Genomic DNA, 25,406 nt, shown 5'->3' on the forward strand with positions numbered 1-25,406 from the left:
CATAAGATCTTTCGGAAACACCGAGGCGGAGAAGGGTACGGGGAGTTATCGATGGCACCCATCATCATCGTCCTGATCATTCTGGTGGTGCTGGTTTTCATCGCCCTGATCAAGACCATCCAGGTCATCCCACAGGCCAGTGCCGCCATCGTCGAACGCTTCGGCCGGTACACACGGACCCTGAACGCCGGCCTGAACATCGTGGTCCCGTTCATCGACTCGATCCGCAACCGCATCGACCTGCGTGAACAGGTCGTGCCCTTCCCGCCGCAGCCGGTGATCACCCAGGACAACCTGGTGGTCAACATCGACACGGTCATCTACTACCAGGTCACCGACGCCCGCGCCGCGACCTACGAGGTCGCCAGCTACATCCAGGCGATCGAACAGCTCACGGTCACCACGCTGCGCAACATCATCGGTGGCATGGACCTGGAGCGGACCCTCACCTCCCGCGAGGAGATCAACGCGGCCCTGCGCGGCGTCCTCGACGAGGCGACCGGCAAGTGGGGCATCCGCGTCAACCGCGTGGAACTCAAGGCGATCGAGCCGCCCACCTCCATCCAGGACTCGATGGAGAAGCAGATGCGCGCCGACCGTGACAAGCGCGCCGCGATCCTCACCGCGGAAGGCATCCGCCAGTCGCAGATCCTCACCGCCGAGGGCGAGAAGCAGTCCGCGATCCTGCGCGCCGAAGGTGAGGCCAAGGCCGCCGCCCTGCGCGCCGAGGGCGAGGCCCAGGCCATCCGCACGGTCTTCGAGTCCATCCACGCCGGCGACGCCGACCAGAAACTCCTCGCCTACCAGTACCTCCAGATGCTCCCCAAGATCGCCGAAGGGGACGCCAACAAGCTCTGGATCGTCCCCAGCGAGATCGGCGACGCCCTCAAGGGACTGAGCGGCGCCATGGGCAACTTCGGCCCCATGGGCGGCGGTTCGGGCAACGGCGGCTCGGAGCGCCGCGAGAAGCCGTCCGTCACCGACTGACGACGTCGTACGACGAGGGGGCCCCGCACCGGTCGGTGCGGGGCCCCCTCGTCGTACGACCCCGCGCGGCAGACGGCGGGGCGACATCCCTAGGCGGCGGGCTGTACCAGCCACTGCGGCAGGGCGTCGAGGTCGTCGCGGTCCAGCGTCAGCAGCATCGCGTCCGCGGGTGTCGGCTCGAACGGCTGCCTGAGCAGCGGCATCCCCGCCTGCTCCGGCGTACGCGCCGCCTTGCGGTGGTTGTCCTCGGCGCACGACGCGACCGTGTTCAGCCAGGAGTCCTGGCCGCCCTGTGCGCGGGGTACCACGTGGTCGACCGTCGTCGCCCGCCTGCCGCAGTACGCGCAGCGGTGGCGGTCGCGCACGAGGACACCGCGCCTCGACCACGGGGCTTGTCTTCGGAAAGGCACTCTGACGTACCTGCACAGCCTGATCACCCGCGGCACGGGTATGTCGAGGGCGGCGCCGCGCATACGCAGTTCGGGGTGGGCCTGCTCGACGACGGCCTTGTCCTGCAGCACCAGAACGACGGCTCGGTTCAACGTCACCGTCGACAGCGGCTCAAAGCTCGCGTTCAGAACCAGCGTGTCCCGCATCCTGCCCACCTCCCGTATGCACCGGCCCACCCCCTGGCGGGCTTGGATCAACTCTGGCCGGGCACGCCGAGATGGACAACGCAATAAAAATGCCCGCCCCTGATCACTTCCAAGACCAGAGGCGGGCAAACGTTCAGTGAACGTCCGTCTGTGCCGCTTTACGCGGGAGCCGCGTACTCGCCCATCAGCTGGGCGCGGGCCAGCGTGTGGAACCGCAGGTTGAATCCGACGTAGGCCGGCGACGCCTCCGCGTCCGGGCCGAGCTTCTCCTGATCCACGGCGTACACCGTGAAGAGGTAGCGGTGCGCGGGGTCCCCGGCCGGGGGCGCGGCGCCACCGAAGTCCTTGGTCCCGTAGTCGTTGCGCACCTGGACCGCACCTTCCGGCAGGCCCTCGAACTTGCCGCTGCCCGCTCCCGTCACCAGCTCGGTGACGGAGGCCGGGATGTCGAACACCACCCAGTGCCAGAACCCGCTGCCCGTCGGGGCGTCCGGGTCGAAGCACGTCACGGCGAAGCTCTTGGTCCCGGCGGGGAAGCCCTCCCAGCTCAGGTGCGGCGAAGTGTTCCCGGCCGCGTAGACCTGGGCGTCCTTCAGCACCGCGCCCGACGCGACGTCCTCACTGGTGACCGTGAAGGCCGGAACGGGCGGATGGAAGTCGTGCGGGAGCGGCGCCCTCTTGAGCTCGGTCACGTCAGTACCTCCTGAACGGCGGAATCTCTCGGTCCGAGCCTAGAACCAGCTGCGCTTGCTGCCGACCTCGGACAGCCACTGGTTCAGGTACGCGGCCCAGTCCGTGCCCTGGAAGTCGTGCAGGCCCACCTGGAAGGAGCGGTACGAGTCGCTGCCCTCACTGAAGAGGCCCGGCTTCTTGTCCATCTCCAGGATGACGTCCATCTCGCGGTCGTCGGCGACGAAGCTCAGCTCCACCTGGTTCAGCCCGCGGTACTGCGACGGCGGGAAGAACTCGATCTCCTGGTAGAACGGCAGCTTCTGGCGGCTGCCCCGGATGTGGCCGCGCTCCATGTCCGCGTTCTTGAAGCGGAAGCCCAGCTGGATGAAGGCGTTCAGGATGGCCTGCTGCGCCGGGAGCGGGTGCACGTTGATGGGGTCGAGGTCCCCGGAGTCCACGGCGCGCGCGATCTCCAGCTCCGTGGTCACACCGATGTGCATGCCGCGCAGGCTCTGTCCGTCGATCGTGGTGATCGGGGTCTCCCACGGGATGTCGAGCCCGAACGGAACCGCGTGCACGGCACCGGCCTGCAGTTCGAAGGCCCCGCCGAGCCGCAGCTTCGCGAACTCGATGTCCTGCTTGTACTCCTGGTCGTCGTGCCCCTCGACCTCGACCTTGGCCTGGAGCCCCACCGACAGCCCCTCGATGGCCTGGTTCACGGATCCGCCCTGGATCCGCACCTCACCCTGCACGACACCGCCCGGAACGACGTTGACCTCGGTCAGCACCGTCTCGACCGAAGCCCCACCGGCTCCCAGGCTCGCAAGCAGCCGCTTGAACCCCATGTCACAAACCTCCCCAGGCAACGCCTGTGCTCCGTAGTACTGCGTCTGGATCCCTGATCCCTACCTGATCCCTACAAACGCGATCCGACCTCGGCCGGTTCCGCGTTCTCACCCTTACAAGGGGAACGCTCCTTGACCACCCGTCGGCACCCACCCGTACCCACGTGCCCGTGTTGCTGGACTACGCTCGTACGCCATGATCGCGGCCCCTGACCGTACGCCCCTGACGCGTGAGTTCTTCGACCGCCCCGTACTGGAGGTCGCCCCCGACCTCCTGGGGCGGGTCCTCGTGCGCACCACACCGGACGGTCCGATCGAGCTCCGCCTCACGGAGGTCGAGGCGTACGACGGCCCGGACGATCCCGGCTCCCACGCCTATCGCGGCCGCACGGCCCGCAACGGCGTGATGTTCGGTCCGCCCGGGCATGTGTACGTCTACTTCACTTACGGCATGTGGTTCTGCATGAACCTGGTGTGCGGTCCGGCGGGCAGGCCGAGCGGGGTCCTGCTGAGGGCCGGCGAGGTCGTCGAGGGCGCGGAGCTCGCTCGCAAACGTCGACTCTCGGCCCGAAATGACAAGGAACTGGCCAAAGGACCCGCTCGTCTGGCGACGGCGCTGGACGTGGACCGGTCCCTCGACGGCGCCGATGCCTGCGCTCCCGACGGGGGTCCGCTGACCCTGCTGACGGGGACACCCGTCGGCTCCGACCAGGTACGCAACGGTCCACGCACCGGGGTGTCCGGCGACGGAGGCGTCCATCCGTGGCGCTTCTGGGTCGCCAACGACCCCACCGTGAGCCCTTATCGGGCCCATACGCCCCGCCGGCGCTCAACTTGACTCGCCTCTGGGGGATCCGTAATGTAGCCCGAGCCGCTTGACCCGGGTACGGCGTTCAGCCAGCAGCCGGAAGTGGCCAACCCACTACCTACGACCTCCCCTTCAGCGGGGGCGAATTCGGCGTGTCCGCATGTCTGAATTCAATCTCGCGGAGCTCGATTATGAGCTGCGCAGGGAATCGGCTAGCGTAGTGAATGTCGAAAGGCCGCGAGACGAAAGAACTCAAAGGCCGAAAGACAAACCCACCGACTGGGAATCAGGCCCGAAAGGATCTGATAGAGTCGGACCCGCCGGAAAGGGAAACGCGAAAGCGGAAACCTGGAAAGCACCGAGGAAATCGGATACGGAAACGGTCTGATAGAGTCGGAAACGCAAGACCGAAGGGAAGCGCCCGGAGGAAAGCCCGAGAGGGTGAGTACAAAGGAAGCGTCCGTTCCTTGAGAACTCAACAGCGTGCCAAAAATCAACGCCAGATATGTTGATACCCCGTCTCCGGCCGATCGGTCGGGGCGAGGTTCCTTTGAAAAAGTCCCGCTCCTTGACTGGGGTGGGCGCACAGCGAGGACGCTGTGAACCGGGAGGATTATTCCTCTTCCTGGTTCCGCTCTCGTGGTGTCGTCCCGATTACGGGAAAACATTCACGGAGAGTTTGATCCTGGCTCAGGACGAACGCTGGCGGCGTGCTTAACACATGCAAGTCGAACGATGAAGCCCTTCGGGGTGGATTAGTGGCGAACGGGTGAGTAACACGTGGGCAATCTGCCCTTCACTCTGGGACAAGCCCTGGAAACGGGGTCTAATACCGGATAATACCTGCCTGGGCATCTGGGTGGGTTGAAAGCTCCGGCGGTGAAGGATGAGCCCGCGGCCTATCAGCTTGTTGGTGAGGTAGTGGCTCACCAAGGCGACGACGGGTAGCCGGCCTGAGAGGGCGACCGGCCACACTGGGACTGAGACACGGCCCAGACTCCTACGGGAGGCAGCAGTGGGGAATATTGCACAATGGGCGAAAGCCTGATGCAGCGACGCCGCGTGAGGGATGACGGCCTTCGGGTTGTAAACCTCTTTCAGCAGGGAAGAAGCGAAAGTGACGGTACCTGCAGAAGAAGCGCCGGCTAACTACGTGCCAGCAGCCGCGGTAATACGTAGGGCGCAAGCGTTGTCCGGAATTATTGGGCGTAAAGAGCTCGTAGGCGGCTTGTCACGTCGGGTGTGAAAGCCCGGGGCTTAACCCCGGGTCTGCATTCGATACGGGCTAGCTAGAGTGTGGTAGGGGAGATCGGAATTCCTGGTGTAGCGGTGAAATGCGCAGATATCAGGAGGAACACCGGTGGCGAAGGCGGATCTCTGGGCCATTACTGACGCTGAGGAGCGAAAGCGTGGGGAGCGAACAGGATTAGATACCCTGGTAGTCCACGCCGTAAACGGTGGGAACTAGGTGTTGGCGACATTCCACGTCGTCGGTGCCGCAGCTAACGCATTAAGTTCCCCGCCTGGGGAGTACGGCCGCAAGGCTAAAACTCAAAGGAATTGACGGGGGCCCGCACAAGCAGCGGAGCATGTGGCTTAATTCGACGCAACGCGAAGAACCTTACCAAGGCTTGACATACACCGGAAAGCATTAGAGATAGTGCCCCCCTTGTGGTCGGTGTACAGGTGGTGCATGGCTGTCGTCAGCTCGTGTCGTGAGATGTTGGGTTAAGTCCCGCAACGAGCGCAACCCTTGTTCTGTGTTGCCAGCATGCCTTTCGGGGTGATGGGGACTCACAGGAGACTGCCGGGGTCAACTCGGAGGAAGGTGGGGACGACGTCAAGTCATCATGCCCCTTATGTCTTGGGCTGCACACGTGCTACAATGGCAGGTACAATGAGCTGCGAAGCCGTGAGGCGGAGCGAATCTCAAAAAGCCTGTCTCAGTTCGGATTGGGGTCTGCAACTCGACCCCATGAAGTCGGAGTTGCTAGTAATCGCAGATCAGCATTGCTGCGGTGAATACGTTCCCGGGCCTTGTACACACCGCCCGTCACGTCACGAAAGTCGGTAACACCCGAAGCCGGTGGCCCAACCCCTTGTGGGAGGGAGCTGTCGAAGGTGGGACTGGCGATTGGGACGAAGTCGTAACAAGGTAGCCGTACCGGAAGGTGCGGCTGGATCACCTCCTTTCTAAGGAGCATCTAGGCTGCCAGGCTTGCCTGGTGGTCCAGGGCCATTACGTCGGCAAATGTTCGACGGTGGTTGCTCATGGGTGGAACGTTGATTATTCGGCACACTTGATCGTCTTCTCCTTCCAGTACTGTCCTTCGGGGCGTGGAACGAATGAGGGAAGCGGGGAGTGTGTCGGGCACGCTGTTGGGTGTCTGAAGGTACGGCCGATTGTTGGCTGCCTTCAGTGCCGGCCCCAGTGAACTCCGGTGTGAGCCGGGGGTGATGGGTGGTTGGTCGTTGTTTGAGAACTGCACAGTGGACGCGAGCATCTGTGGCCAAGTTTTTAAGGGCGCACGGTGGATGCCTTGGCACCAGGAACCGATGAAGGACGTGGGAGGCCACGATAGTCCCCGGGGAGTCGTCAACCAGGCTTTGATCCGGGGGTTTCCGAATGGGGAAACCCGGCAGTCGTCATGGGCTGTCACCCTTGCCTGAACACATAGGGCAAGTGGAGGGAACGCGGGGAAGTGAAACATCTCAGTACCCGCAGGAAGAGAAAACAACCGTGATTCCGGGAGTAGTGGCGAGCGAAACTGGATGAGGCCAAACCATATGCGTGTGAGACCCGGCAGGGGTTGCGTATGTGGGGTTGTGGGATTTCTCTTTCACGGTCTGCCGGCCGTGAGACGAGTCAGAAACCGTTGATGTAGGCGAAGGACATGCGAAAGGTCCGGCGTAGAGGGTAAGACCCCCGTAGTCGAAACGTCAACGGCTCGTTTGAGAAACACCCAAGTAGCACGGGGCCCGAGAAATCCCGTGTGAATCTGGCGGGACCACCCGCTAAGCCTAAATATTCCCTGGTGACCGATAGCGGATAGTACCGTGAGGGAATGGTGAAAAGTACCGCGGGAGCGGAGTGAAATAGTACCTGAAACCGTGTGCCTACAAGCCGTGGGAGCGTCGGATATGTGCTTGCACATATCTCGTGACTGCGTGCCTTTTGAAGAATGAGCCTGCGAGTTTGCGGTGTGTTGCGAGGTTAACCCGTGTGGGGAAGCCGTAGCGAAAGCGAGTCCGAATAGGGCGATTTAGTAGCGCGCTCAAGACCCGAAGCGGAGTGATCTAGCCATGGGCAGGTTGAAGCGGCTGTAAGAGGTCGTGGAGGACCGAACCCACCAGGGTTGAAAACCTGGGGGATGACCTGTGGTTAGGGGTGAAAGGCCAATCAAACTCCGTGATAGCTGGTTCTCCCCGAAATGCATTTAGGTGCAGCGTCGTGTGTTTCTTGCCGGAGGTAGAGCACTGGATAGGCGATGGGCCCTACCGGGTTACTGACCTTAGCCAAACTCCGAATGCCGGTAAGTGAGAGCGCGGCAGTGAGACTGTGGGGGATAAGCTCCATGGTCGAGAGGGAAACAGCCCAGAGCATCGACTAAGGCCCCTAAGCGTACGCTAAGTGGGAAAGGATGTGGAGTCGCACAGACAACCAGGAGGTTGGCTTAGAAGCAGCCACCCTTGAAAGAGTGCGTAATAGCTCACTGGTCTAGTGATTCCGCGCCGACAATGTAGCGGGGCTCAAGCGTACCGCCGAAGTCGTGTCATTGCAGCAATAGGGCCAACGCCTGCTGTGATGGGTAGGGGAGCGTCGTGTGCCGGGTGAAGCCGCGCCGGAAGGCAGTGGTGGACGGTTCACGAGTGAGAATGCAGGCATGAGTAGCGATACACACGTGAGAAACGTGTGCGCCGATTGACTAAGGGTTCCTGGGTCAAGCTGATCTGCCCAGGGTAAGTCGGGACCTAAGGCGAGGCCGACAGGCGTAGTCGATGGATAACCGGTTGATATTCCGGTACCCGCTGTGAAGCGTCAAACATTGAACCAGGCGATGCTAAGTCCGTGAAGCCGCCCTGGAGCCTTCGGGCAAAGGGGAGTGGTGGAGCCGATGGTCCAGACCTGTAGTAGGTGAGTGATGGGGTGACGCAGGAAGGTAGTCCATCCCGGGCGGTGGTTGTCCCGGGGTAAGGGTGTAGGCCGTGTGATAGGTAAATCCGTCGCACATCAAGGCTGAGACCTGATGCCGAGCCGATTGTGGTGAAGTGGATGATCCTATGCTGTCGAGAAAAGCCTCTAGCGAGTTTCATGGCGGCCCGTACCCTAAACCGACTCAGGTGGTCAGGTAGAGAATACCGAGGCGTTCGGGTGAACTATGGTTAAGGAACTCGGCAAAATGCCCCCGTAACTTCGGGAGAAGGGGGGCCATCACTGGTGATCCGATTTACTCGGTGAGCTGGGGGTGGCCGCAGAGACCAGCGAGAAGCGACTGTTTACTAAAAACACAGGTCCGTGCGAAGCCGTAAGGCGATGTATACGGACTGACGCCTGCCCGGTGCTGGAACGTTAAGGGGACCGGTTAGTCAAACTTCGGTTTGGCGAAGCTGAGAACTTAAGCGCCAGTAAACGGCGGTGGTAACTATAACCATCCTAAGGTAGCGAAATTCCTTGTCGGGTAAGTTCCGACCTGCACGAATGGCGTAACGACTTCTCGACTGTCTCAACCATAGGCCCGGTGAAATTGCACTACGAGTAAAGATGCTCGTTTCGCGCAGCAGGACGGAAAGACCCCGGGACCTTTACTACAGTTTGATATTGGTGTTCGGTTCGGCTTGTGTAGGATAGCTGGGAGACTTTGAAGTCATGGCGCCAGCCATGGTGGAGTCGTCGTTGAAATACCAGTCTGGTCGTGCTGGATGTCTAACCTGGGTCCGTGATCCGGATCAGGGACAGTGTCTGATGGGTAGTTTAACTGGGGCGGTTGCCTCCTAAAGAGTAACGGAGGCGCCCAAAGGTTCCCTCAGCCTGGTTGGTAATCAGGTGTTGAGTGTAAGTGCACAAGGGAGCTTGACTGTGAGACCGACGGGTCGAGCAGGGACGAAAGTCGGGACTAGTGATCCGGCGGTGGCTTGTGGAAGCGCCGTCGCTCAACGGATAAAAGGTACCCCGGGGATAACAGGCTGATCTTCCCCAAGAGTCCATATCGACGGGATGGTTTGGCACCTCGATGTCGGCTCGTCGCATCCTGGGGCTGGAGTCGGTCCCAAGGGTTGGGCTGTTCGCCCATTAAAGCGGTACGCGAGCTGGGTTTAGAACGTCGTGAGACAGTTCGGTCCCTATCCGCTGTGCGCGTAGGAATATTGAGAAGGGCTGTCCCTAGTACGAGAGGACCGGGACGGACGAACCTCTGGTGTGCCAGTTGTCCTGCCAAGGGCATGGCTGGTTGGCTACGTTCGGGAGGGATAACCGCTGAAAGCATCTAAGCGGGAAGCCTGCTTCGAGATGAGTATTCCCACCCCCTTTGAGGGGTTAAGGCTCCCAGTAGACGACTGGGTTGATAGGCCGGATCTGGAAGGCGGGTAACCGCTGGAGGTGACCGGTACTAATAGGCCGAGGGCTTGTCCTCAGTTGCTCGCGTCCACTGTGTAGTTCCCAGACAACGAACGGTTGTGCTGGCTGAACAGTTCCACTTACTTAATTGAAAAGTGTGCTTGTTCGCTGCCCGTTCGAGACCCCTCTTTACCGAGGGGTGTCTGACAGGGTTTCGGTGGTCATAGCGTGAGGGAAACGCCCGGTTACATTCCGAACCCGGAAGCTAAGCCTTACAGCGCCGATGGTACTGCAGGGGGGACCCTGTGGGAGAGTAGGACGCCGCCGAACAATCTTTGGAGGACCCTTGGTCCCAGCGACTCGCTGGGACCAAGGGTCCTTTTGTTTTTCCGAAGCGCGCTGGGTACCCGGCTGCGCGAGAATGACTTGCGGTACCGAAGACAGGAGTCACCCATGTCCACCAACTCTCCCGACGAGCGACCGGAGCGCGACGAGCGCCGTCGTGACAGTGGTGACCGCGGTGGCTACCGCGGCGGCCCGCGCCGTGACAACGACCGGCGCGACAACGACCGCGGCGGCTCCGGCCGACGTGACGACCGCCGCGACGACCGCGGTGGGGATCGCGGCGGTGACCGTGGTGGGTTCCGTCGTGATGACAACCGTGGCGGCGCCGGCGATCGCGGCGGCTTCCGACGTGATGACAACCGCGGTGGCGCCGGTGGTGGCCGTCCGCCGTTCCGGCGCGACGACCGCCCCACCGGTGGCCCGCGTCGCGACGACCGGCCGAGCGGCCCGCGCCGTGACGACCGCGGCGGTGGCTTCCGCCGGGACGGCGACCGTCCCTCCTTCAACCGCGACGACCGCCCGAGCGGCCCGCGTCGTGATGACGACCGCGGCGGTTTCCGGCGCGACGACCGTCGTGACGACCGCGGTGGGGATCGCGGTGGTTTCCGTCGTGATGACAACCGTGGCGGTGGCGGCGATCGTGGCGGCTTCCGCGGTCGTGACGACCGTCGCGATGACCGCGGCGGGGATCGTGGCGGTTTCCGTCGCGACGACAGCCGTGGCGGTGGCGGCGCCGGCGGTGGTTTCCGTCGCGACGACAACCGGGGTGGTACCGGCGGCGGGTTCCGTCGTGACGACCGCAACGACTTCCGGCGCGATGACCATCGTGGCGGCGATCGCGGTGGTTTCCGCCGTGACGACCGCCGTGACGACCGTGGTGGCGACCGTCGGGGCGATGACCGTGGCTTCCGTAGGGACGGGGACCGTCCCGCCTTCCGCCGTGACGACCGTCCGACGGGCGGACCTCGTCGCGACGACCGGCCGAGTGGCCCGCGTCGTGATGACGACCGCGGTGGTTTCCGTCGCGACGACCGTCGCGACGACCGTCGTGATGACCGCGGTGGGGATCGTGGCGGTGACCGTGGCGGTTTCCGTCGCGACGACAGCCGTGGTGGCAGTGACTTCCGTCGCGACGACCGCGGTGGCGACCGTGGTGGGTTCCGCCGTGACGACCGCAACGACTTCCGGCGGGACGACCGCGGGGACCGTCGCGAGGGAGACCGTCCGCCCTTCCGCCGTGACGACCGGGGCGACAACCGGGGACCCCGCCGTGACGGGGACCGGCCTCCGTTCCGGCGTGACGAGCGTTCCGGTGCTCCGCGTCGTGATGACGACCGGGGTGGGTTCCGTCGCGACGACAACCGCGGCGGCGGCAGTGGTGGCGGCTTCCGTCGTGACGACCGGGGTGGCCGTCCCGGTGGCTTCCAGGGCCGTGACGACCGCCGGGGTGGCGACAGCCGGGGTGGCGGCTTCCGCGGCCGCGACGACCGTGACCGCGACCGGGACCGTGAGCCGATCAAGCGGCTGCCGATCCCGGACGACGTCACGGGCGATGAGATCGACAAGGACGTCCGGCAGGAGCTCCAGAGCCTGCCGAAGGGACTTGCCGAGGAGGTCTCCAGGAACCTGGTGATGGTCGCCCGGCTCATCGACGAGGACCCCGAGGGCGCGTACGCGTACTCCAGGATCGCCCTGCGTCTGGCATCGCGGGTCGCCGCCGTGCGCGAGGCGGCCGGATTCGCCGCCTACGCGAGCCAGAAGTACAGCGAGGCGCTCGCGGAGTTCCGTGCAGCGCGTCGGATGACCGGCAACGTGGACCTGTGGCCCGTCATGGCGGACTGCGAGCGCGGTATGGGCCGGCCCGAGAAGGCGCTGGACATGGCCGGTGCGCCCGATGTGCAGAAGCTGGACAAGGCCGGTCAGGTCGAGATGCGGCTCGTGGCCGCCGGAGCGCGGCGGGACATGGGGCAGCTCGACGCCGCCATCGTGACCCTCCAGAGCCCCGAGCTGGCCTCGCACTCCGTGCAGCCCTGGACCGCGCGACTGCGCTACGCGTACGCTGACGCGCTTCTCGCCGCCGGCCGTGAGGACGAGGCGCGCGAGTGGTTCGCGAAGGCTGTCGAGTCCGACAAGGACGGCAGCACGGACGCCTCGGACCGGCTCGCGGAGCTGGACGGTGTCGAGTTCGTCGACGCACTGGTCGAGGACGAGAGCGAGCCCCACGCGGACTCCGAGGCCGAGGCCCAGCCCGAGCCCGTACGTGAGGCCGCCGCGGCGATCCAGGCCGAGGTCGACGACATCGACGACATCGACGACATCGACGACATCGACGAGGTCGACGAGGTCGACAACGAGGACCTCGACGACGCCGAGGACGAGCGCGACGAGCGCGACGAGCGCGACGACGAGCGTGCTGAAGAAGGCGACAAAGAAGGCGGCGACAAGGGCGACGACGAGGACGCCTCTCGCGGCTGACGCCTGAAAACCACACGGTGAGAACACCGGCGGCGGGACTCCGGAAGGGGTCCCGCCGCTCGGCGTTTCAGTCGGAGAGCGCCCGCAGAACCAGTCCCGACGCCGGCTTGGGGCCGAACGACGTCGACTTGCGGGGCATCGTGACGCCCTGGCGCGCGAGCTCGCGTACGACCTCCTCGTGCACCGGGTGCAGGAGGACCGCCGTGCCGCCGTCGAGCTCCGCCTTGGCGACCGTGGCCTCGGTGTCGTGGATGTAGGCGATGTGGGCGGGCGAGTCCTCCGGGATCCCCCAGACGTGCCCGAGGAGCGTGGCGTGCAGGACCGTCGCGTCCAGGGTGCGCCAGGCCTCGGGATGGTCGACCGGGATCGTACGGTTGAGGAGGTCCGGGTCCGGGCGGTCGACCAGGTGGAACGAGCCGTCGCCCGCGAGGAGGAAGGCGTTGCCCTCCGCGGCCGCCGAGGCGAGCGCCTCCAGGGCCTTCGCGAGGGGAACGTCGAGGCGCCGAACCCGGAACGAGTCCGTGAGAGCCGCCAGCGCCTCCGTGACCGGCAGCCCGTGCAGCAGACGGTGGATCGCGCGGACGCGCAGCGGATAGCGCGCGGTGTCCACCAGGAGGACGAGGCCGAAGTCCCAGGGGCTGGGCGAGGGGTGCTCGGAGCGCAGCTGCAGATAGGTCGCCCAGCGGTGGTGACCGTCCGCGATGAGGGCCTGGTGACGGCCCAGGTCCGTCTGGATCTCGGCCAGATCGGCGGCGTCGGTGATTGCCCAGAGACGGTGGCTCAGACCGTCCTCCGTGGTGGTGGACAGCAGCGGCTCGCGCTCCGCGGTGCGCTCGATGACGGCGGCCGTGCCGACCCGGGAACCGCTGCCCCGGTAGGTCAGCAGAAGAGGTTCGAGGTTGGCGGAGGTCGCCCGCATCAGGGCCGCGCGGTCCGCGACGATGTGGGGCATGACGTCCTCGTGCGGGAGGACGACGCCGTCGGCCGGCTCCGACAGGCGCAGGGTGCCGATGATGCCGCGCTGCAGCATGTCGTCGTCGCGCTGCTCGTAGACGTACAGGCCCGGCTCGGGGTCGGTGGTCAGGACCCCCTTGGACAGCCAGGCGTGCAGGGTGTCCGCCGCCTGGCGGTTACGGGCGTTGGGAGTCGCGTCCTGGGGGAGGATCAGCCGGACGATGTTGTGCGGATCGGCCGATTCGAGGTGCAGCAGACCGTCCGGCCGGACGATGACGTCGTACGGCGGGGATGTCACGGCGGCGAGGCTGCCGACCCGGTCGGGGTCATAGCGCACGCCCCGGAACGGGGCCAGTTCGAGGCCGCTGCGTACCGGGGTTTCCTCCGCGGGACCTGCAGTGTTCATTGACGCATCGTAAGTGTGATCGTCAGTGTGTGCCGAAGCCATGCGCGATGATCGAGGGAAAGAGCTAGAACGAGGAGCGATGTGCAATGAGCCAGACCGTCAGGACGCGGCCCGAGGGCAGCGAGCAGGCTCTGAGTGAGGCGTACGACACGGCGCTGCTCGATCTGGACGGGGTGGTGTACGCGGGCGGGAACGCGATCGCCCACGCCGTGGAGTCGCTCGGCACCGCCCGGTCCGGCGGGATGCACCTCGCGTATGTCACGAACAACGCGCTGCGGACGCCCGACGCCGTGGCGGAACACCTCGGTGAGCTGGGCGTTCCGACGGACGCCGCTGACGTCATCACCTCCGCCCAGGCGGCGGCCCGGCTGATCAGCGAGCAGGTGCCGGCCGGCGCGCGGGTGCTGGTCATCGGCGGGGAGGGGCTGCGGGTCGCGCTGCGCGAGCGCGGGCTCGAACCGGTCGAGTCGGCCGACGACGATCCGGTGGCGGTGGTGCAGGGGTACGGCGGTCCCGACCTGGCGTGGGGACGGTTCGCGGAGGCCTGCTACGCCATCGCGCGGGGTGTGCCGTGGTTCGCGTCCAACACGGACCTGACCATTCCGAGCGCCCGCGGTATCGCGCCGGGCAACGGCGCCGCGGTGGAGGTCGTACGGATCGCCACCGGCGCCGAGCCGCAGGTGGCGGGCAAGCCGCTGCCCCCCATGCACCGTGAGACGGTCCTGCGGACCGGGGCGAAGCGGCCGCTGGTCGTCGGCGACCGGCTGGACACCGACATCGAGGGCGCGTTCAACGGCGAGGTGGACTCGCTGCTCGTGCTCACCGGCGTGACGGACGGCGCGCAGCTCCTCGCCGCCCCGCCGCAGCACCGGCCGACGTATGTCGACGCCGATCTGCGCGGTCTGCTGACCGGTCAGCCCGCGATCGCCCAGGCGGGTGACGGGTTCCGGTGCGGAGGGTGGACGGCGACCGCCGGGAGCGAGCGGCTGGAGCTGGAGGGTGAAGGCGAGGCGCTGGACGGCCTGCGGGCGCTGTGCGCGGCGGCGTGGACGGCGGCAGGGGACGGGACATGCGCGCTGGAGGGCGCCAAGGCGCTGGCGCGGCTGGGACTCTGACGGCCCGTTCCGGGGCTCGGCGGGGGCTCACGCGGGGTCGGGGGCGGTTGACGGGGCCGGGTGACGGTTCACGGGGTTCGGGGCGGTGATGTGCCGGGAAGTCGGCGGTGTTGAGCGGTGACCGGGGGAACCTCCAATGGGCGAGGGTAGGCTAACCTAACCGGGTGTTGGTCGACAGTCCCCTTGAACAGCGCGCGGAGACCGCCCCCGCGCCCCCGAACCGCTGGGCGATACGTGCCGTCGGGCTCGTCGTGTCCGCGGCCGTCCTCGTGCTGGTCGCGCTGGCGAGCATCGCGGTCGGAGCGAAAGCGCTGCCGTTGGACCAGGTCTGGCACGGCCTGTTCCACGACTCGGGGACGTATGCCGACGTCGTCGTGGACGACCGGCTCTCGCGCACCGTCCTCGGACTGCTCGTCGGCGCCGCGCTCGGGCTGTCGGGTGCCGTCCTGCAGGCGCTCACCCGCAACCCGCTGGCCGATCCCGGACTGCTCGGGATCAACGCGGGCGCGTCCGCCGCGGTCGTCACCGCCATCACGTACTTCGGCGTCACCAGCCTGAGCGGATACGTCTGGTTCGCCTTCTTCGGCGCCGCCGCGGTCGGGGCACTGGTCTGGTTCCTCGGCGGCAGCCGGGGCGCCACCCCGGTGCGGCTCGCGCTCGCCGGCACCGCGATCAGCGCCGCGCTCTACGGCTATCTCCAGGCCGTGATGATCATGGATGACGCGGCGCTGGGCAAGATGCGCTTCTGGACGGTCGGCTCGCTGGCCTCGGCGACGGACTCGACCATCAGACAGGTGCTGCCGTTCCTGGTGGCCGGTACGGCGCTCGCGCTGGGCCTCGCCCGGCCGCTGAACGCCATGGCCATGGGCGACGACACCGCCCGCGCTCTCGGCGCCAACCTGAACCGCACCCGTGCGCTGTCCATGGCAGCCGCCACCGTGCTGTGCGGCGCCGCGACGGCCGCCTGCGGGCCGATCGTCTTCGTCGGGCTGATGGTCCCGCACGTCGTACGGTCCTTCACCGGCCCGGACCTGCGCTGGATCCTGCCGTACGCGACCGTGCTGTCCCCGGTCCTGCTGCTCGGCGCCGACGTGGTGGGGCGGATCATCGCCCGGCCCGCCGAACTCCAGGTCGGCATCGTCACCGCGGTCCTCGGCGGCCCGGTCTTCATCTACCTCGTACGACGGCGGAGGACGGCCCAGCTGTGAGCACGACACGTACCCGATCCCTACGCGCGCGCGGCGGACTGTCGGTCCGGTTCGACGTGCGGGCGCTCGTCGTCGTCGTGCTGCTGCTGGCGGCCGCGCTCGCCGCGAGCGTGGTGCTCCTCGGCACCGGCGACTTCCCGATCCCGGCCGCCGACGTCCTCAAGACGCTGGCCGGCCAGGGGAACGCGGGCCAGGAGTTCATTGTCAACGAGCTGCGGCTGCCCCGGGTGCTCGTCGGTCTCCTGGTCGGGGCCTCCCTCGGGCTCGGCGGGGCGATCTTCCAGTCCGTCTCCCGCAACCCGCTGGGCAGTCCGGACGTCCTCGGCCTCGGGCAGGGGGCGACGGCCGGCGCGCTGATCATGATCGTGCTGTTCTCGGGGACCGCGAACCAGGTCGCCCTCGGGGCGCTCGTCGGCGGCCTGGTGACCGGAGTCGCCATCTATCTGCTCGCCTGGAAGCGGGGCGTGCACGGATACCGGCTCGTCCTGGTCGGGATCGGCGTCTCCGCGATCGTCACCGCGGTCAATGGCTACCTGCTCACCAAGGCGGACCTCGTCGACGCGGCCCGCGCGGTCGTCTGGATGACCGGCTCCCTCAACGGCCGTGACTGGGCGCAGGTGTGGCCGCTGCTGGCGATGTGCGCCGTCCTGGTGCCGCTCGTCCTAAGCAATGCGCGGGGGCTGCGCATGATGGAGATGGGCGACGACGTGTCGTACGCACTCGGCGTGCGGGTCGAGCGCGTACGCCTGCTGCTGATGCTGTCCGCCGTCCTGCTCACCGCGGGCGCCACCGCCGCGGCCGGTCCGGTCGGCTTCGTGGCGCTCACCGCGCCGCAGCTCGCCCGGCGCCTGACCCGCTCACCGGGACCCAACCTGGTGCCGTCGATGTGCATGGGCGCCGCTCTGCTGATCGTCGCGGACTGGGCCTCGCAGCGGGCCTTCGGCGCCGACCAGCTGCCCGTGGGCGTCGTCACCGGAGTCCTCGGCGGCATCTATCTGCTGTGGCTGCTCGTCACCGAGCGCAAGGCGGGCCGGATATGAGCGCCCCCGCGAACGAGAACACCCGGAGGAGCACCGTGAACGGCCTGAACCGCCTGTCCGCCGACAACGTCACCCTCGGCTACGACCAGCGCGTCATCGCGGAGAAACTGTCGGTGGAGATCCCCGACAACTCCTTCACCGTGATCGTCGGCCCGAACGCATGCGGCAAGTCGACCCTGCTGCGCGCCCTGTCCCGGATGCTCAAGCCCTCCGCGGGGCGGGTGCTGCTCGACGGGCAGGTCATCCAGTCGATGCCCGCGAAGAAGGTGGCCAGGACGCTCGGGCTGCTCCCGCAGTCGTCGATCGCGCCGGACGGGATCACGGTCGGCGATCTGGTCGGCCGGGGCCGTTATCCGCACCAGGGGCTGCTGCGCCAGTGGTCGACGGAGGACGAGCGGGTCGTACGGGAGTCGATGGCCTCGACCGGCGTCGCCGAACTGGCCGACCGCTATGTCGACGAGCTCTCCGGCGGTCAGCGGCAGCGCGTGTGGATCGCGATGGCCCTCGCGCAGCAGACCCCGCTGCTGCTGCTCGACGAGCCGACCACCTATCTCGACATCCAGCACCAGATCGACGTGCTGGACCTCTGCGCCGAACTCCACGAGGAGCGGGGACGCACGCTGGTCGCCGTCCTGCACGACCTCAATCACGCCGCGCGGTACGCCACCCACCTCATCGCCCTGCGCGAGGGCCGGGTCGTCGCCGAGGGCGCGCCCCGGGACATCGTGACGGCCGAGCTGGTCGAGGAGGTCTTCGGGCTGCGCTGCCAGGTCATCGACGACCCGGCGACGGGGACGCCGCTGGTGGTCCCGGCGGCCCGCAAGGCACGTGTCGCGGTGAAGGTGGCGGAAGGCGCCTGATGCCCTGGAGGGCTCCTGGAGAACGCGGAGCGGGCCTCTGGGCTGTTGAGGTCTCGGACGGGGGTTCCTGAACCGCGGCGAGGCGCGGAAGGGCTTCCGAGGACGCGGAGCAGGCCCTCCGCGGCTCCGCGGCTCTGGGGGGCCCAAGGCACCCTGACCCCGTGGCCGTGTGGTCCCGCGACCCTGTGGACCTAGAGAAGGCTCCTGAGCCGGAACAGGTCCAGCAGACTCGCCTCCAGCTTCACCCGGCCCGAGCCCCACGCCTTCGCGAAGTGCAGGTTCCCGTTCACCATCGCGACCAGGTCGTCGCCGGTCATGGTCAGCCGGATCTGGGCCTTCTCGCGGGGCGGCCCCTGGAGGGTGTCCAGCACCTCGATCCGGCCGTCCTTGAGACGTCCCACGAAGGTGGTGTCGAGGTCGGTGACACGGCAGCTCAGCGAGCGGTCCAGGGCCGCCGCGCTGCGTACGTCCCCTTCGGCACCCGCCAGGTTGTCCGAGAGCTTGTCGAGCGCCGCACGGCACTCCTCAGTCGTCGCCATCGTGATCGACCGTACCGCAGCGCTTCGGGGTAGCGTCGGGGCATGAACGAGTCAGTGCCGGAGTCCGGGGTCGCGCCGGAGGCCGAGGCCGGGGTGCCCGCGGAGGACGTGCGGGACGCCGTCGAATCCGCGTACGACCCCGCCGCGCCGGCCCCGCTGGACGTGCAACGCGTCCCCACGGGGAGTGCGGAGGTCGACGCACAGCTCGACCGGCTGGGCGACGCCGACCACCTCGCCACGGACGGACACCTGGAGGTGTACGAGGATGTGCACCGGGGGCTGCGTGACGCGCTGACCGCGCTCGACGTCCGCCAGGGCCCCATGGCCCCCACCCGTCACCCGACCGCCGCCCCTCAATGAGACCCTTCGGGTCACACCTCTCCATGACCGTACGACCGCAGGAGCTGAACCGAACGTGGCAGGAGTGGCACGCCGCCGCCTCGACGCCGAGCTGGTCCGCCGGAAACTCGCCCGCTCGCGCGAACACGCCGGCCAGCTGATCGCCGCGGGCAGGGTCACCGTCGGCAAGACCCTGGCGACCAAGCCCGCCACCCAGGTGGAGACCGCGGCCGCGATCGTGGTCACCCGCGACGACGACGACCCCGACTACGTCTCGCGCGGCGGGCACAAACTCGCGGGCGCCCTGGCGGCCTTCGTACCCCGGGGCCTGCGGGTCGAGGGACGGCGCGCACTGGACGCCGGAGCGTCCACCGGAGGCTTCACCGACGTACTGCTGCGCGCGGGCGCCGCCCATGTCGTCGCCGTCGACGTCGGCTACGGTCAACTCGCCTGGTCCCTGCAGAGCGATGAACGCGTCACCATCAAGGACCGTACGAACGTACGCGAGTTGACGTTGGAGGCGATCGATGGGGAGCCCGTGGACCTTGTTGTCGGGGATCTGTCCTTCATCCCGCTCGGACTGGTGCTGCCCGCCCTCGTGCGGTGCGCGGCGCCCGACGCCGACCTGGTGATGATGGTCAAGCCGCAGTTCGAGGTGGGGAAGGAACGACTGGGCAGTGGTGGAGTCGTACGCAGTCCGGAACTGCGCGCCGAAGCGGTGCGCGGAGTGGCCGGACGGGCCGCGGAGCTGGGGCTCGGGGTGGAGGGCGTGACCGCCAGTCCGCTGCCCGGGCCCTCGGGCAATGTCGAGTACTTTCTGTGGCTGCGTGCCGGGTCACCCGAACTCGACCCGGCCGACGTTGACCGTGCAGTGGCGGAGGGGCCGCGTTGACACAGACCCGAGCTCGTACTGTTTTCCTGCTCGCCCACACCGGGCGGCCCGCTGCGATCCGCAGCGCCGAACTCGTCGTCCAGGGGCTGCTGCGCTCCGGACTCGGGGTCCGCGTCCTGGAGGCGGAGGCGGCGGACCTGCCGCTGCCGCCCGAGGTGGAACTCGTCAGGGAGGCCACCCCGCAGTGCCTCGACGGGTGCGAACTGCTGATCGTGCTCGGCGGTGACGGGACGCTGCTGCGTGGCGCCGAGTTCGCCCGCGCGTCCGGCGTCCCGATGCTCGGCGTCAACCTCGGCAGCGTCGGGTTCCTCGCCGAGGCCGAGCGGGACGACCTCGACAAGGTCGTCGACCGGGTGGTCACCAAGGCCTACGAGGTCGAGGAGCGGATGACCGTCGACGTCGTCGTGCACCGCAACGGCGACATCGTGCACACCGACTGGGCGCTGAACGAGGCCGCCGTGCAGAAGGTCTCCGCCGAGAAGCTCCTGGAGGTCATCCTGGAGATCGACGGACGGCCGGTCACGGGCTTCGGCTGCGACGGCATCGTCTGCGCGACCCCCACCGGGTCCACGGCGTACGCCTTCTCCGCGGGCGGGCCCGTGGTGTGGCCGGAGGTGGAGGCGCTGCTCATGGTGCCGATCAGCGCGCACGCGCTCTTCGCCAAGCCGCTGGTGACCTCGCCCGACTCCGTGCTCGCGGTGGAGGTGTTGCCCCACATCCCGCCCGGCGTGCTGTGGTGCGACGGGCGGCGCACGGTGGAGCTGCCGCCGGGAGCACGGGTCGAGGTACGGCGCGGAGCCGTTCCGGTACGGCTCGCACGGCTGCACCACGCGTCGTTCACCGACCGGCTGGTCGCGAAGTTCGCGCTGCCGGTGGCGGGGTGGCGGGGGGCACCGCACTGAGCGGCCGGCCGGGCGGCAGGACCGTCCGGCGGGCGCTCGAAGGAGAGCGGGGCGGGGGTTCGCCGCGACGGTCGAGGTGATCGCGGCGGACGAGGTGATCCCGGCGAACCCCTCGCGGGTTCCCGCGGCCGCCAGGGGGCCCAGGGGGCCCAGGGGGCCCAGGGGGCCAGGGGCCCGGGGAGGCCCAGGGGGCCCAGGGGGCCAGGGGCCCGGGGAGGCCCAGGACGGCCTTGGGCGGGCCCACGAGGGACCGGCAAGGGCCGGGAGGACCCCCTGCCGTCCGGGGAAGGCCCGGGAGCCGGCGGGGCACACTCGTCGGTGCCGGGCGGGCGGGCGCCCCGTCCAGGGCCCCGGACGGGCACCGCGGGGCCACGATCGGCAAACCCCACCCCAGCGGGTGACACACGTGCCCGGGTGACCCCCGCCACCTGCGGCTTCGCACAAGCAGGGCAGGGCCCGTCGCACATCGGGTCCCTGACCTCGTAAGGTCGTGTCCGTGTTGGAGGAGATGCGGATACGGTCGCTCGGAGTCATCGACGACGCAGTCGTCGAATTGTCGCCCGGCTTCACCGCCGTGACGGGTGAGACCGGTGCGGGCAAGACGATGGTGGTCACCAGCCTCGGGCTGCTGCTCGGCGGGCGCGCGGACCCCGCCCTCGTACGGATCGGCGCCAAGAACGCCGTCGTCGAGGGCAGGATCGCCGTACCCACGGGAGGAACGGCGATCCTGCGGGCCGAGGAGGCGGGAGCCGAACTCGACGACGGCGCGCTGCTGATCAGCCGCACCGTCTCGGCGGAAGGGCGCTCGCGGGCGCACATCGGCGGACGCTCGGTACCCGTGGGCGTGCTCGCCGAACTCGCCGACGAGCTGGTCGCCGTGCACGGACAGACCGATCAGCAGGGGCTGCTCAAACTGTCCCGGCAGCGGCAGGCACTCGACCGGTACGCCGGGGACGCGGTCGCCGCACCGCTCGCCAAGTACGCCGGGGCCTACCGGCGGCTGCGGGCGATCACGACCGAGCTGGACGAGATCACCACCCGCGCGCGCGAGCGGGCCCAGGAAGCCGACATGCTGCGCTTCGGGCTCGAAGAGATCGCGGCGGTGGAGCCGCGCTCGGGCGAGGACGCGGAACTGTCGGCGGAGGCCGAGCGGCTCGGACACGCGGAGGCGCTGGCCTCGGCCGCCACCGCCGCGCACGCGGCGCTCGCCGGCAATCCCGAGGACCCCGAGGGCATCGACGCGGCGACCCTCGTCGCGGGTGCCCACCGGGCCCTGGAGGCCGTCCGCGCGCACGACTCCGCGCTCGGCGGGCTGTCCGGGCGGATCGGGGAGATCAACATCCTGCTGCGCGACGTGGCGGGCGAACTGGCCGGGTACGCCGACGACCTCGACGCCGATCCGCTGCGGCTGGCGGCGGTCGAGGAGCGCCGGGCCGCGCTCACCCAGCTCACCCGGAAGTACGGCGAGGACGTCGACGCCGTGCTGGCCTATGCGGAGCAGGGCGCCGCGCGGCTCCTCGAACTCGACGGCGACGACGAGCGGATCGACGAACTGACCGCCGAGCGGGACGCGCTGCGGGCCGAACTGGGCGGGCTGGCACAGGCGTTGACGGACGCCCGGACGGAGGCCGCGGAACGGTTCGCCGCGGCCGTGACCGCCGAGCTGGCCTCGCTCGCCATGCCGCACGCGCGCGTGTCGTTCGAGATCCGGCAGACCGACGACCCCGAGGGCGTGGAACTCGACGGGCGCACGGTCGCGTACGGGCCCATGGGCGTCGACGAGGTCGAGCTGCTGCTCGCGCCGCACCCCGGCGCTCCGCCGCGGCCCATCGCCAAGGGGGCGTCCGGCGGTGAACTCTCGCGGGTGATGCTCGCGGTGGAAGTGGTGTTCGCGGGGACCGATCCCGTACCGACGTATCTCTTCGACGAGGTCGACGCGGGGGTCGGCGGCAAGGCCGCGGTCGAGATCGGGCGGCGGCTGGCGCGGCTCGCCAGGAGCGCGCAGGTGGTCGTGGTGACGCACCTTCCGCAGGTGGCCGCGTTCGCGGACCGGCAGTTGCTGGTCGAGAAGACGAACGACGGGTCCGTGACCCGGTCCGGGGTGAAGGTGCTGGAGGGGGAGGACCGCATCCGGGAGCTGTCCCGGATGCTGGCGGGCCAGGAGGACTCGCAGACCGCTCGGGCCCATGCGGAGGAGTTGCTGGCCACCGCTCGGGCCGACGCATAGCCGTCCGGCGGTGGCGCGCGCTCTCACGCCGCGCCGCGCGCCGCCGCTTCGCGACGCGGTGGGCTCCGCCCGCGCCGCACGCCCCACGCCCCGTCGGGCTCCGTGTCCGGTCGCGCTCTGGCCCCGCGCCCCGGTCGGGCTCCGGCCTCCGCGCCTCGGCCCGGGCGCGGCCCCGGCGACGCTCCGGCCCCGTGCCCGGGCGCGCACCGGCCTCTCGGCGAAACCACCAGGCTCCGGCCTCGCGGCCCGCTCGGCCGTCTCGTGGGCCTTGGCCTCGTCGCGCCGTGGGCCGTCGTTCCGCCCGGTCCGCGGAGAGGCGCTCCGGCCTGGTGGCTCCGTGCCGGTTCCCCCTGTCCCTCTCGGCGCTTCGCGCCCCTTCCCGGGCCCGCTCCGCGGGTCCCTGGAGTGGCCTGCATGATCACTGTGTTCGGTACCGCCGCCGCGACCACCCGCACCCTTCTCGCCGCGCTGCGGGCCAAGCCCCCGGGCGGTCCCGGTCGCTGGGAACGCGAGAACCACGCCGGCCGCACCGTCGAGCTGTACGCGGGTCCCGCGGTGGTCGTGGGGGCGGCGCTCGGAGCCGGCCTGGCCCACCGCGGAGCCGGATTCGCCGTCCTGGCGGCCGGTGCGTGCGGCGCGTACGACGACATCGCCGGGGCCGGTGACCCGCGACGTGGGTTCCGGGCGCATCTCGGGGCGCTGCGGGACGGCGAAGTCACCAGTGGCGCCGTCAAGTTGTTCGGGATCTCGGCCGCTGGGCTGATGGCGGGGGCGCTGCTGAAGGAGCGGCCCCTGGACCGATTGCTCGCGGGAGTGGTGATCGCGGGGAGCGCGCACTTCGTCAACCTCGTGGATGTGCGTCCCGGGCGGGCCGCCGGCGCGGTGCTGGCGCTGGGGGCACCCGGACTGCTGCGGGGCGGACGCGCCGGGCGGCTCGCCGCCGCCGCGACGGGAGCCGCGGCCGCTGTCCTCCCCGACGATCTCGGCGAGCGCGCGATGATCGGCGACACCGGGGCCCACGCGCTCGGCGCCGCGCTGGGTACCGCGGTCGTCGCGGGCAACGGGCGGGCCGGACTGCTCGCCCACGCCGTGGCGCTGGTGGCCGCGACGGTGTGCGGGGAGCGGGTCAGCGCGGCGGCGCGAGCCGCACGGCGCCCGCGCCCGACCCGGCCCTCCGCGCCCGCCCGGACCTCCCGCGCCCCCCAGCACCTCCACCCCTCGGCCTCCGGCCCCCACGGGATCCACGAAGGCCCGCCGAGCCCCGCCGACCCGGCCCGAGGACAGGGGACTGCTCACCCGTGTGAGTGACAGGTGTCGTCGAGTCGGACGGTGTGCCGCGCAGCGCGCTCCGATGGCGGTCCCGGAACACCCGTACGGCCTGGCATCCTTGGCGTAGTACGCGGAGCACGACGTGCGGTACACCCCCCTCTGCAGACCCTTCTGTACGTTTCTCCGTGACCGTCCGACGCCGAATCAGGAGCCCCGGCCACGTGAGCCACGTGAGCAGCCACTCACCGCACGGCCAGTCGCCGCTGCGCACCGTGCAGGTGCTCGGCGGCGGAAGCGCGGGCAGCAGCGCGCATGTGCGGTCGCTGGCCTCGGGCCTCGTCGCCCGTGGTGTGCGGGTCACCGTCTGCGCCCCTGCCGAGGCCGACCTCGCGTACGGATTCACCGGTGTGGGCGCCCAGCACGTCGCGGTGCCCCGCAGCGGTGACCCCGCCTCCGTGGCCGCGCTGCGGATCGCCTGCGCGGACGCCGACCTAGTGCACGCGCACGGGCTGCACGCCGCGCTGCGGGCCACGCTCGCGCTCAGCGGGCGGCGCACCCCACTCGTCGTCACCTGGCACACCCGTTCGCATGCCGAGGGGGCCCGGGCCCATCTGCTGCGTCTGCTGGAGCGGCGCGTCGCCAGGGCCGCCTCCGTCGTCCTCGCCACCTCCTCGGACCTGGTGGACCGCGCCCGCCGCCGCGGGGCCCGGGACGCCCGGCTCTCCGCCGTCGCGATTCCGGCGCCGCGCAAGGCCGTCGAGTACGGGGACCCCGACCGGCTGCGTCACAAGGCGCGGGCCGAACTCGGCGCCACCGGACGCCCGTTGCTCATGGCGGTCGGCTCCCTCGACCGGCACCGCGGATACGGCACCCTGCTGGACGCCGCGCGCGTGTGGCGGGACCTCGACCCCGTGCCGCTCCTCGTGATCGCCGGCGAGGGTCCGCTGCGGACCGTCCTCCAGGGGCGTGTCGAGGACGAGGAACTGCCCGTCAGGCTGCTCGGTCGGCGCGAGGACGTCTCCGAGCTGCTGCCCGCCGCCGATCTCGCGCTGCTGCCGAGCGGTTGGGAATCCCGTTCCGTCCTCGCCCAGGAGGCCCTGCACGCGGGCGTCCCGCTGGTGGCGACGGCGGTCGGCGGCATCCCCGAACTGGTCGGTGACGCCGCCGAGCTCGTCCCGTACGCGGACGCGCGGGCGCTCGCCGCGGCGGTGGTGCGCCTTCTCGGCGATCCGGCGCGCCGGGAGCAGCTCCGGGAGAGGGGAGTGCGGCAGGCCGCCGGCTGGCCGACCGAGGACGAGACGGTGGCGCAAGTGCTCAGCGTCTACGACGAGTTGACCCAGGCCTGGCCCCTCGTCTAGGCCGTGCCCGTCCCT

17 protein-coding genes, 3 rRNA genes and 2 pseudogenes are annotated in these 25,406 nt (G+C 68.9%); 17 read left to right on the forward strand and 5 right to left on the reverse strand.

Annotated elements, in window-relative coordinates; all coding sequences use genetic code 11:
- Window positions 1–51: 51 nt before the first annotated feature.
- A complete protein-coding gene (locus tag OG199_RS31910; protein WP_266698118.1) occupies window positions 52–987 on the forward strand; it encodes an SPFH domain-containing protein in 936 nt (311 codons plus the stop codon).
- A gap of 89 nt (window positions 988–1,076) precedes the next feature.
- Here OG199_RS31910 and OG199_RS31915 read toward each other — a convergent pair whose 3' ends face one another.
- The 3 genes from OG199_RS31915 to OG199_RS31925 all read right to left on the reverse strand — a co-directional run bounded on the left by OG199_RS31915 (window position 1,077) and on the right by OG199_RS31925 (window position 3,100).
- Entirely contained in the window at window positions 1,077–1,583 is a 507-nt protein-coding gene (locus OG199_RS31915; RefSeq protein ID WP_168527421.1) for an HNH endonuclease, read from the reverse strand.
- 158 nt (window positions 1,584–1,741) lie between these two features.
- A complete protein-coding gene (locus OG199_RS31920; protein ID WP_266698112.1) occupies window positions 1,742–2,275 on the reverse strand; it encodes a YbhB/YbcL family Raf kinase inhibitor-like protein in 534 nt (177 codons plus the stop codon).
- Between the two features lie 39 nt (window positions 2,276–2,314).
- Window positions 2,315–3,100, reverse strand: coding sequence for a sporulation protein (locus tag OG199_RS31925; protein WP_356805245.1), 786 nt, complete (start codon window positions 3,098–3,100; stop codon window positions 2,315–2,317).
- Between the two features lie 196 nt (window positions 3,101–3,296).
- On the opposite strand from OG199_RS31925, the gene OG199_RS31930 reads away from it, so the two are divergent.
- From OG199_RS31930 to OG199_RS31955, 6 genes and pseudogenes are all read left to right on the forward strand, one after another.
- On the forward strand, window positions 3,297–3,938 hold the full coding sequence (locus OG199_RS31930) for a DNA-3-methyladenine glycosylase (RefSeq protein WP_401810667.1): 642 nt from the start codon (window positions 3,297–3,299) through the stop codon (window positions 3,936–3,938).
- Between the two features lie 637 nt (window positions 3,939–4,575).
- A 16S ribosomal RNA gene (locus tag OG199_RS31935) occupies window positions 4,576–6,101 on the forward strand.
- Window positions 6,102–6,416: 315 nt separating this feature from the next.
- Window positions 6,417–9,538, forward strand: a 23S ribosomal RNA gene (locus OG199_RS31940).
- Window positions 9,539–9,675: 137 nt separating this feature from the next.
- Window positions 9,676–9,792: ribosomal RNA gene (rrf, locus tag OG199_RS31945) — 5S ribosomal RNA — on the forward strand.
- Together the 16S, 23S and 5S rRNA genes form the textbook arrangement of a ribosomal RNA operon.
- Window positions 9,793–9,933: 141 nt before the next feature.
- Window positions 9,934–10,923 (forward strand): annotated as a pseudogene (locus tag OG199_RS31950) (hypothetical protein); the annotation flags it as partial.
- A 516-nt stretch (window positions 10,924–11,439) separates the two neighbouring features.
- Window positions 11,440–12,282, forward strand: coding sequence for a tetratricopeptide repeat protein (locus OG199_RS31955; protein WP_405834730.1), 843 nt, complete (start codon window positions 11,440–11,442; stop codon window positions 12,280–12,282).
- Window positions 12,283–12,349: 67 nt separating this feature from the next.
- Here OG199_RS31955 and OG199_RS31960 read toward each other — a convergent pair whose 3' ends face one another.
- Window positions 12,350–13,642 (reverse strand): DUF1015 domain-containing protein, encoded by a 1,293-nt coding sequence (locus tag OG199_RS31960; protein ID WP_405832380.1) that lies wholly within the window; start codon window positions 13,640–13,642, stop codon window positions 12,350–12,352.
- Window positions 13,643–13,728: 86 nt separating this feature from the next.
- Between OG199_RS31960 and OG199_RS31965 the strand changes: the two genes are divergently transcribed.
- From OG199_RS31965 to OG199_RS31980, 4 genes are all read left to right on the forward strand, one after another.
- Window positions 13,729–14,757, forward strand: coding sequence for an HAD hydrolase-like protein (locus tag OG199_RS31965; protein WP_356806989.1), 1,029 nt, complete (start codon window positions 13,729–13,731; stop codon window positions 14,755–14,757).
- 164 nt (window positions 14,758–14,921) lie between these two features.
- Window positions 14,922–15,965 carry a FecCD family ABC transporter permease gene (locus OG199_RS31970; protein WP_405832382.1) on the forward strand — a complete coding sequence of 348 codons (1,044 nt, stop codon included), beginning with the start codon at window positions 14,922–14,924 and terminating at the stop codon, window positions 15,963–15,965.
- On the forward strand, window positions 15,962–17,005 hold the full coding sequence (locus OG199_RS31975; protein ID WP_405832384.1) for a FecCD family ABC transporter permease: 1,044 nt from the start codon (window positions 15,962–15,964) through the stop codon (window positions 17,003–17,005). The genes OG199_RS31970 and OG199_RS31975 overlap by 4 nt, the downstream gene beginning before the upstream one ends.
- A complete protein-coding gene (locus OG199_RS31980; RefSeq protein ID WP_405832385.1) occupies window positions 17,002–17,865 on the forward strand; it encodes an ABC transporter ATP-binding protein in 864 nt (287 codons plus the stop codon). Before OG199_RS31975 ends, OG199_RS31980 begins: the two co-directional genes overlap by 4 nt.
- Window positions 17,866–18,056: 191 nt before the next feature.
- Here the strand turns inward: OG199_RS31980 and OG199_RS31985 are convergent, their stop codons facing one another.
- On the reverse strand, window positions 18,057–18,404 hold the full coding sequence (locus OG199_RS31985; protein ID WP_356806995.1) for an alkyl sulfatase C-terminal domain-containing protein: 348 nt from the start codon (window positions 18,402–18,404) through the stop codon (window positions 18,057–18,059).
- A 42-nt stretch (window positions 18,405–18,446) separates the two neighbouring features.
- Here OG199_RS31985 and OG199_RS31990 point away from each other — a divergent pair, with 42 nt between their 5' ends.
- The 6 genes and pseudogenes from OG199_RS31990 (at window position 18,447) to OG199_RS32015 (ending at window position 25,391) form a co-directional block, all read left to right on the forward strand.
- Window positions 18,447–18,764 carry a hypothetical protein gene (locus OG199_RS31990; protein WP_356806997.1) on the forward strand — a complete coding sequence of 106 codons (318 nt, stop codon included), beginning with the start codon at window positions 18,447–18,449 and terminating at the stop codon, window positions 18,762–18,764.
- Between the two features lie 55 nt (window positions 18,765–18,819).
- Window positions 18,820–19,635, forward strand: a complete 816-nt coding sequence (locus OG199_RS31995; protein ID WP_405832388.1) for a TlyA family RNA methyltransferase — start codon at window positions 18,820–18,822, stop codon at window positions 19,633–19,635.
- The gene (locus OG199_RS32000; RefSeq protein ID WP_153291379.1) at window positions 19,632–20,537 is read left to right on the forward strand and encodes an NAD kinase; all 906 of its coding nucleotides are present in this window, start codon (window positions 19,632–19,634) and stop codon (window positions 20,535–20,537) included. The genes OG199_RS31995 and OG199_RS32000 overlap by 4 nt, the downstream gene beginning before the upstream one ends.
- Before the next feature lie 508 nt (window positions 20,538–21,045).
- Window positions 21,046–22,764: a DNA repair protein RecN gene (recN, locus tag OG199_RS32005; protein ID WP_405834732.1), complete on the forward strand. Its 1,719-nt coding sequence runs from the start codon at window positions 21,046–21,048 to the stop codon at window positions 22,762–22,764.
- Between the two features lie 414 nt (window positions 22,765–23,178).
- A pseudogene (locus OG199_RS32010) lies at window positions 23,179–23,910 on the forward strand (hypothetical protein); the annotation flags it as partial.
- Window positions 23,911–24,254: 344 nt separating this feature from the next.
- Window positions 24,255–25,391 (forward strand): glycosyltransferase family 4 protein, encoded by a 1,137-nt coding sequence (locus tag OG199_RS32015; RefSeq protein WP_356807788.1) that lies wholly within the window; start codon window positions 24,255–24,257, stop codon window positions 25,389–25,391.
- Window positions 25,392–25,406 lie beyond the last annotated feature (15 nt).

The sequence above is a fragment of the Streptomyces sp. NBC_01176 genome, from assembly GCF_045039825.1.
GTDB lineage: Bacteria > Actinomycetota > Actinomycetes > Streptomycetales > Streptomycetaceae > Streptomyces.

What these genes read in the sequence shown, in the direction of transcription:
- OG199_RS31910 (WP_266698118.1), top strand. Translation starts at nt 52, where the DNA reads ATGGCACCCATCATCATCGTCCTGATCATTCTGGTGGTGCTGGTTTTC.
- OG199_RS31915 (WP_168527421.1), bottom strand. Translation starts at nt 1,583, where the DNA reads ATGCGGGACACGCTGGTTCTGAACGCGAGCTTTGAGCCGCTGTCGACG.
- OG199_RS31925 (WP_356805245.1), bottom strand. Translation starts at nt 3,100, where the DNA reads ATGGGGTTCAAGCGGCTGCTTGCGAGCCTGGGAGCCGGTGGGGCTTCG.
- OG199_RS31930 (WP_401810667.1), top strand. Translation starts at nt 3,297, where the DNA reads ATGATCGCGGCCCCTGACCGTACGCCCCTGACGCGTGAGTTCTTCGAC.
- OG199_RS31955 (WP_405834730.1), top strand. Translation starts at nt 11,440, where the DNA reads ATGGTCGCCCGGCTCATCGACGAGGACCCCGAGGGCGCGTACGCGTAC.
- OG199_RS31960 (WP_405832380.1), bottom strand. Translation starts at nt 13,642, where the DNA reads ATGAACACTGCAGGTCCCGCGGAGGAAACCCCGGTACGCAGCGGCCTC.
- OG199_RS31965 (WP_356806989.1), top strand. Translation starts at nt 13,729, where the DNA reads ATGAGCCAGACCGTCAGGACGCGGCCCGAGGGCAGCGAGCAGGCTCTG.
- OG199_RS31980 (WP_405832385.1), top strand. Translation starts at nt 17,002, where the DNA reads ATGAGCGCCCCCGCGAACGAGAACACCCGGAGGAGCACCGTGAACGGC.
- OG199_RS31985 (WP_356806995.1), bottom strand. Translation starts at nt 18,404, where the DNA reads ATGGCGACGACTGAGGAGTGCCGTGCGGCGCTCGACAAGCTCTCGGAC.
- OG199_RS31990 (WP_356806997.1), top strand. Translation starts at nt 18,447, where the DNA reads ATGAACGAGTCAGTGCCGGAGTCCGGGGTCGCGCCGGAGGCCGAGGCC.
- recN (WP_405834732.1), top strand. Translation starts at nt 21,046, where the DNA reads ATGCGGATACGGTCGCTCGGAGTCATCGACGACGCAGTCGTCGAATTG.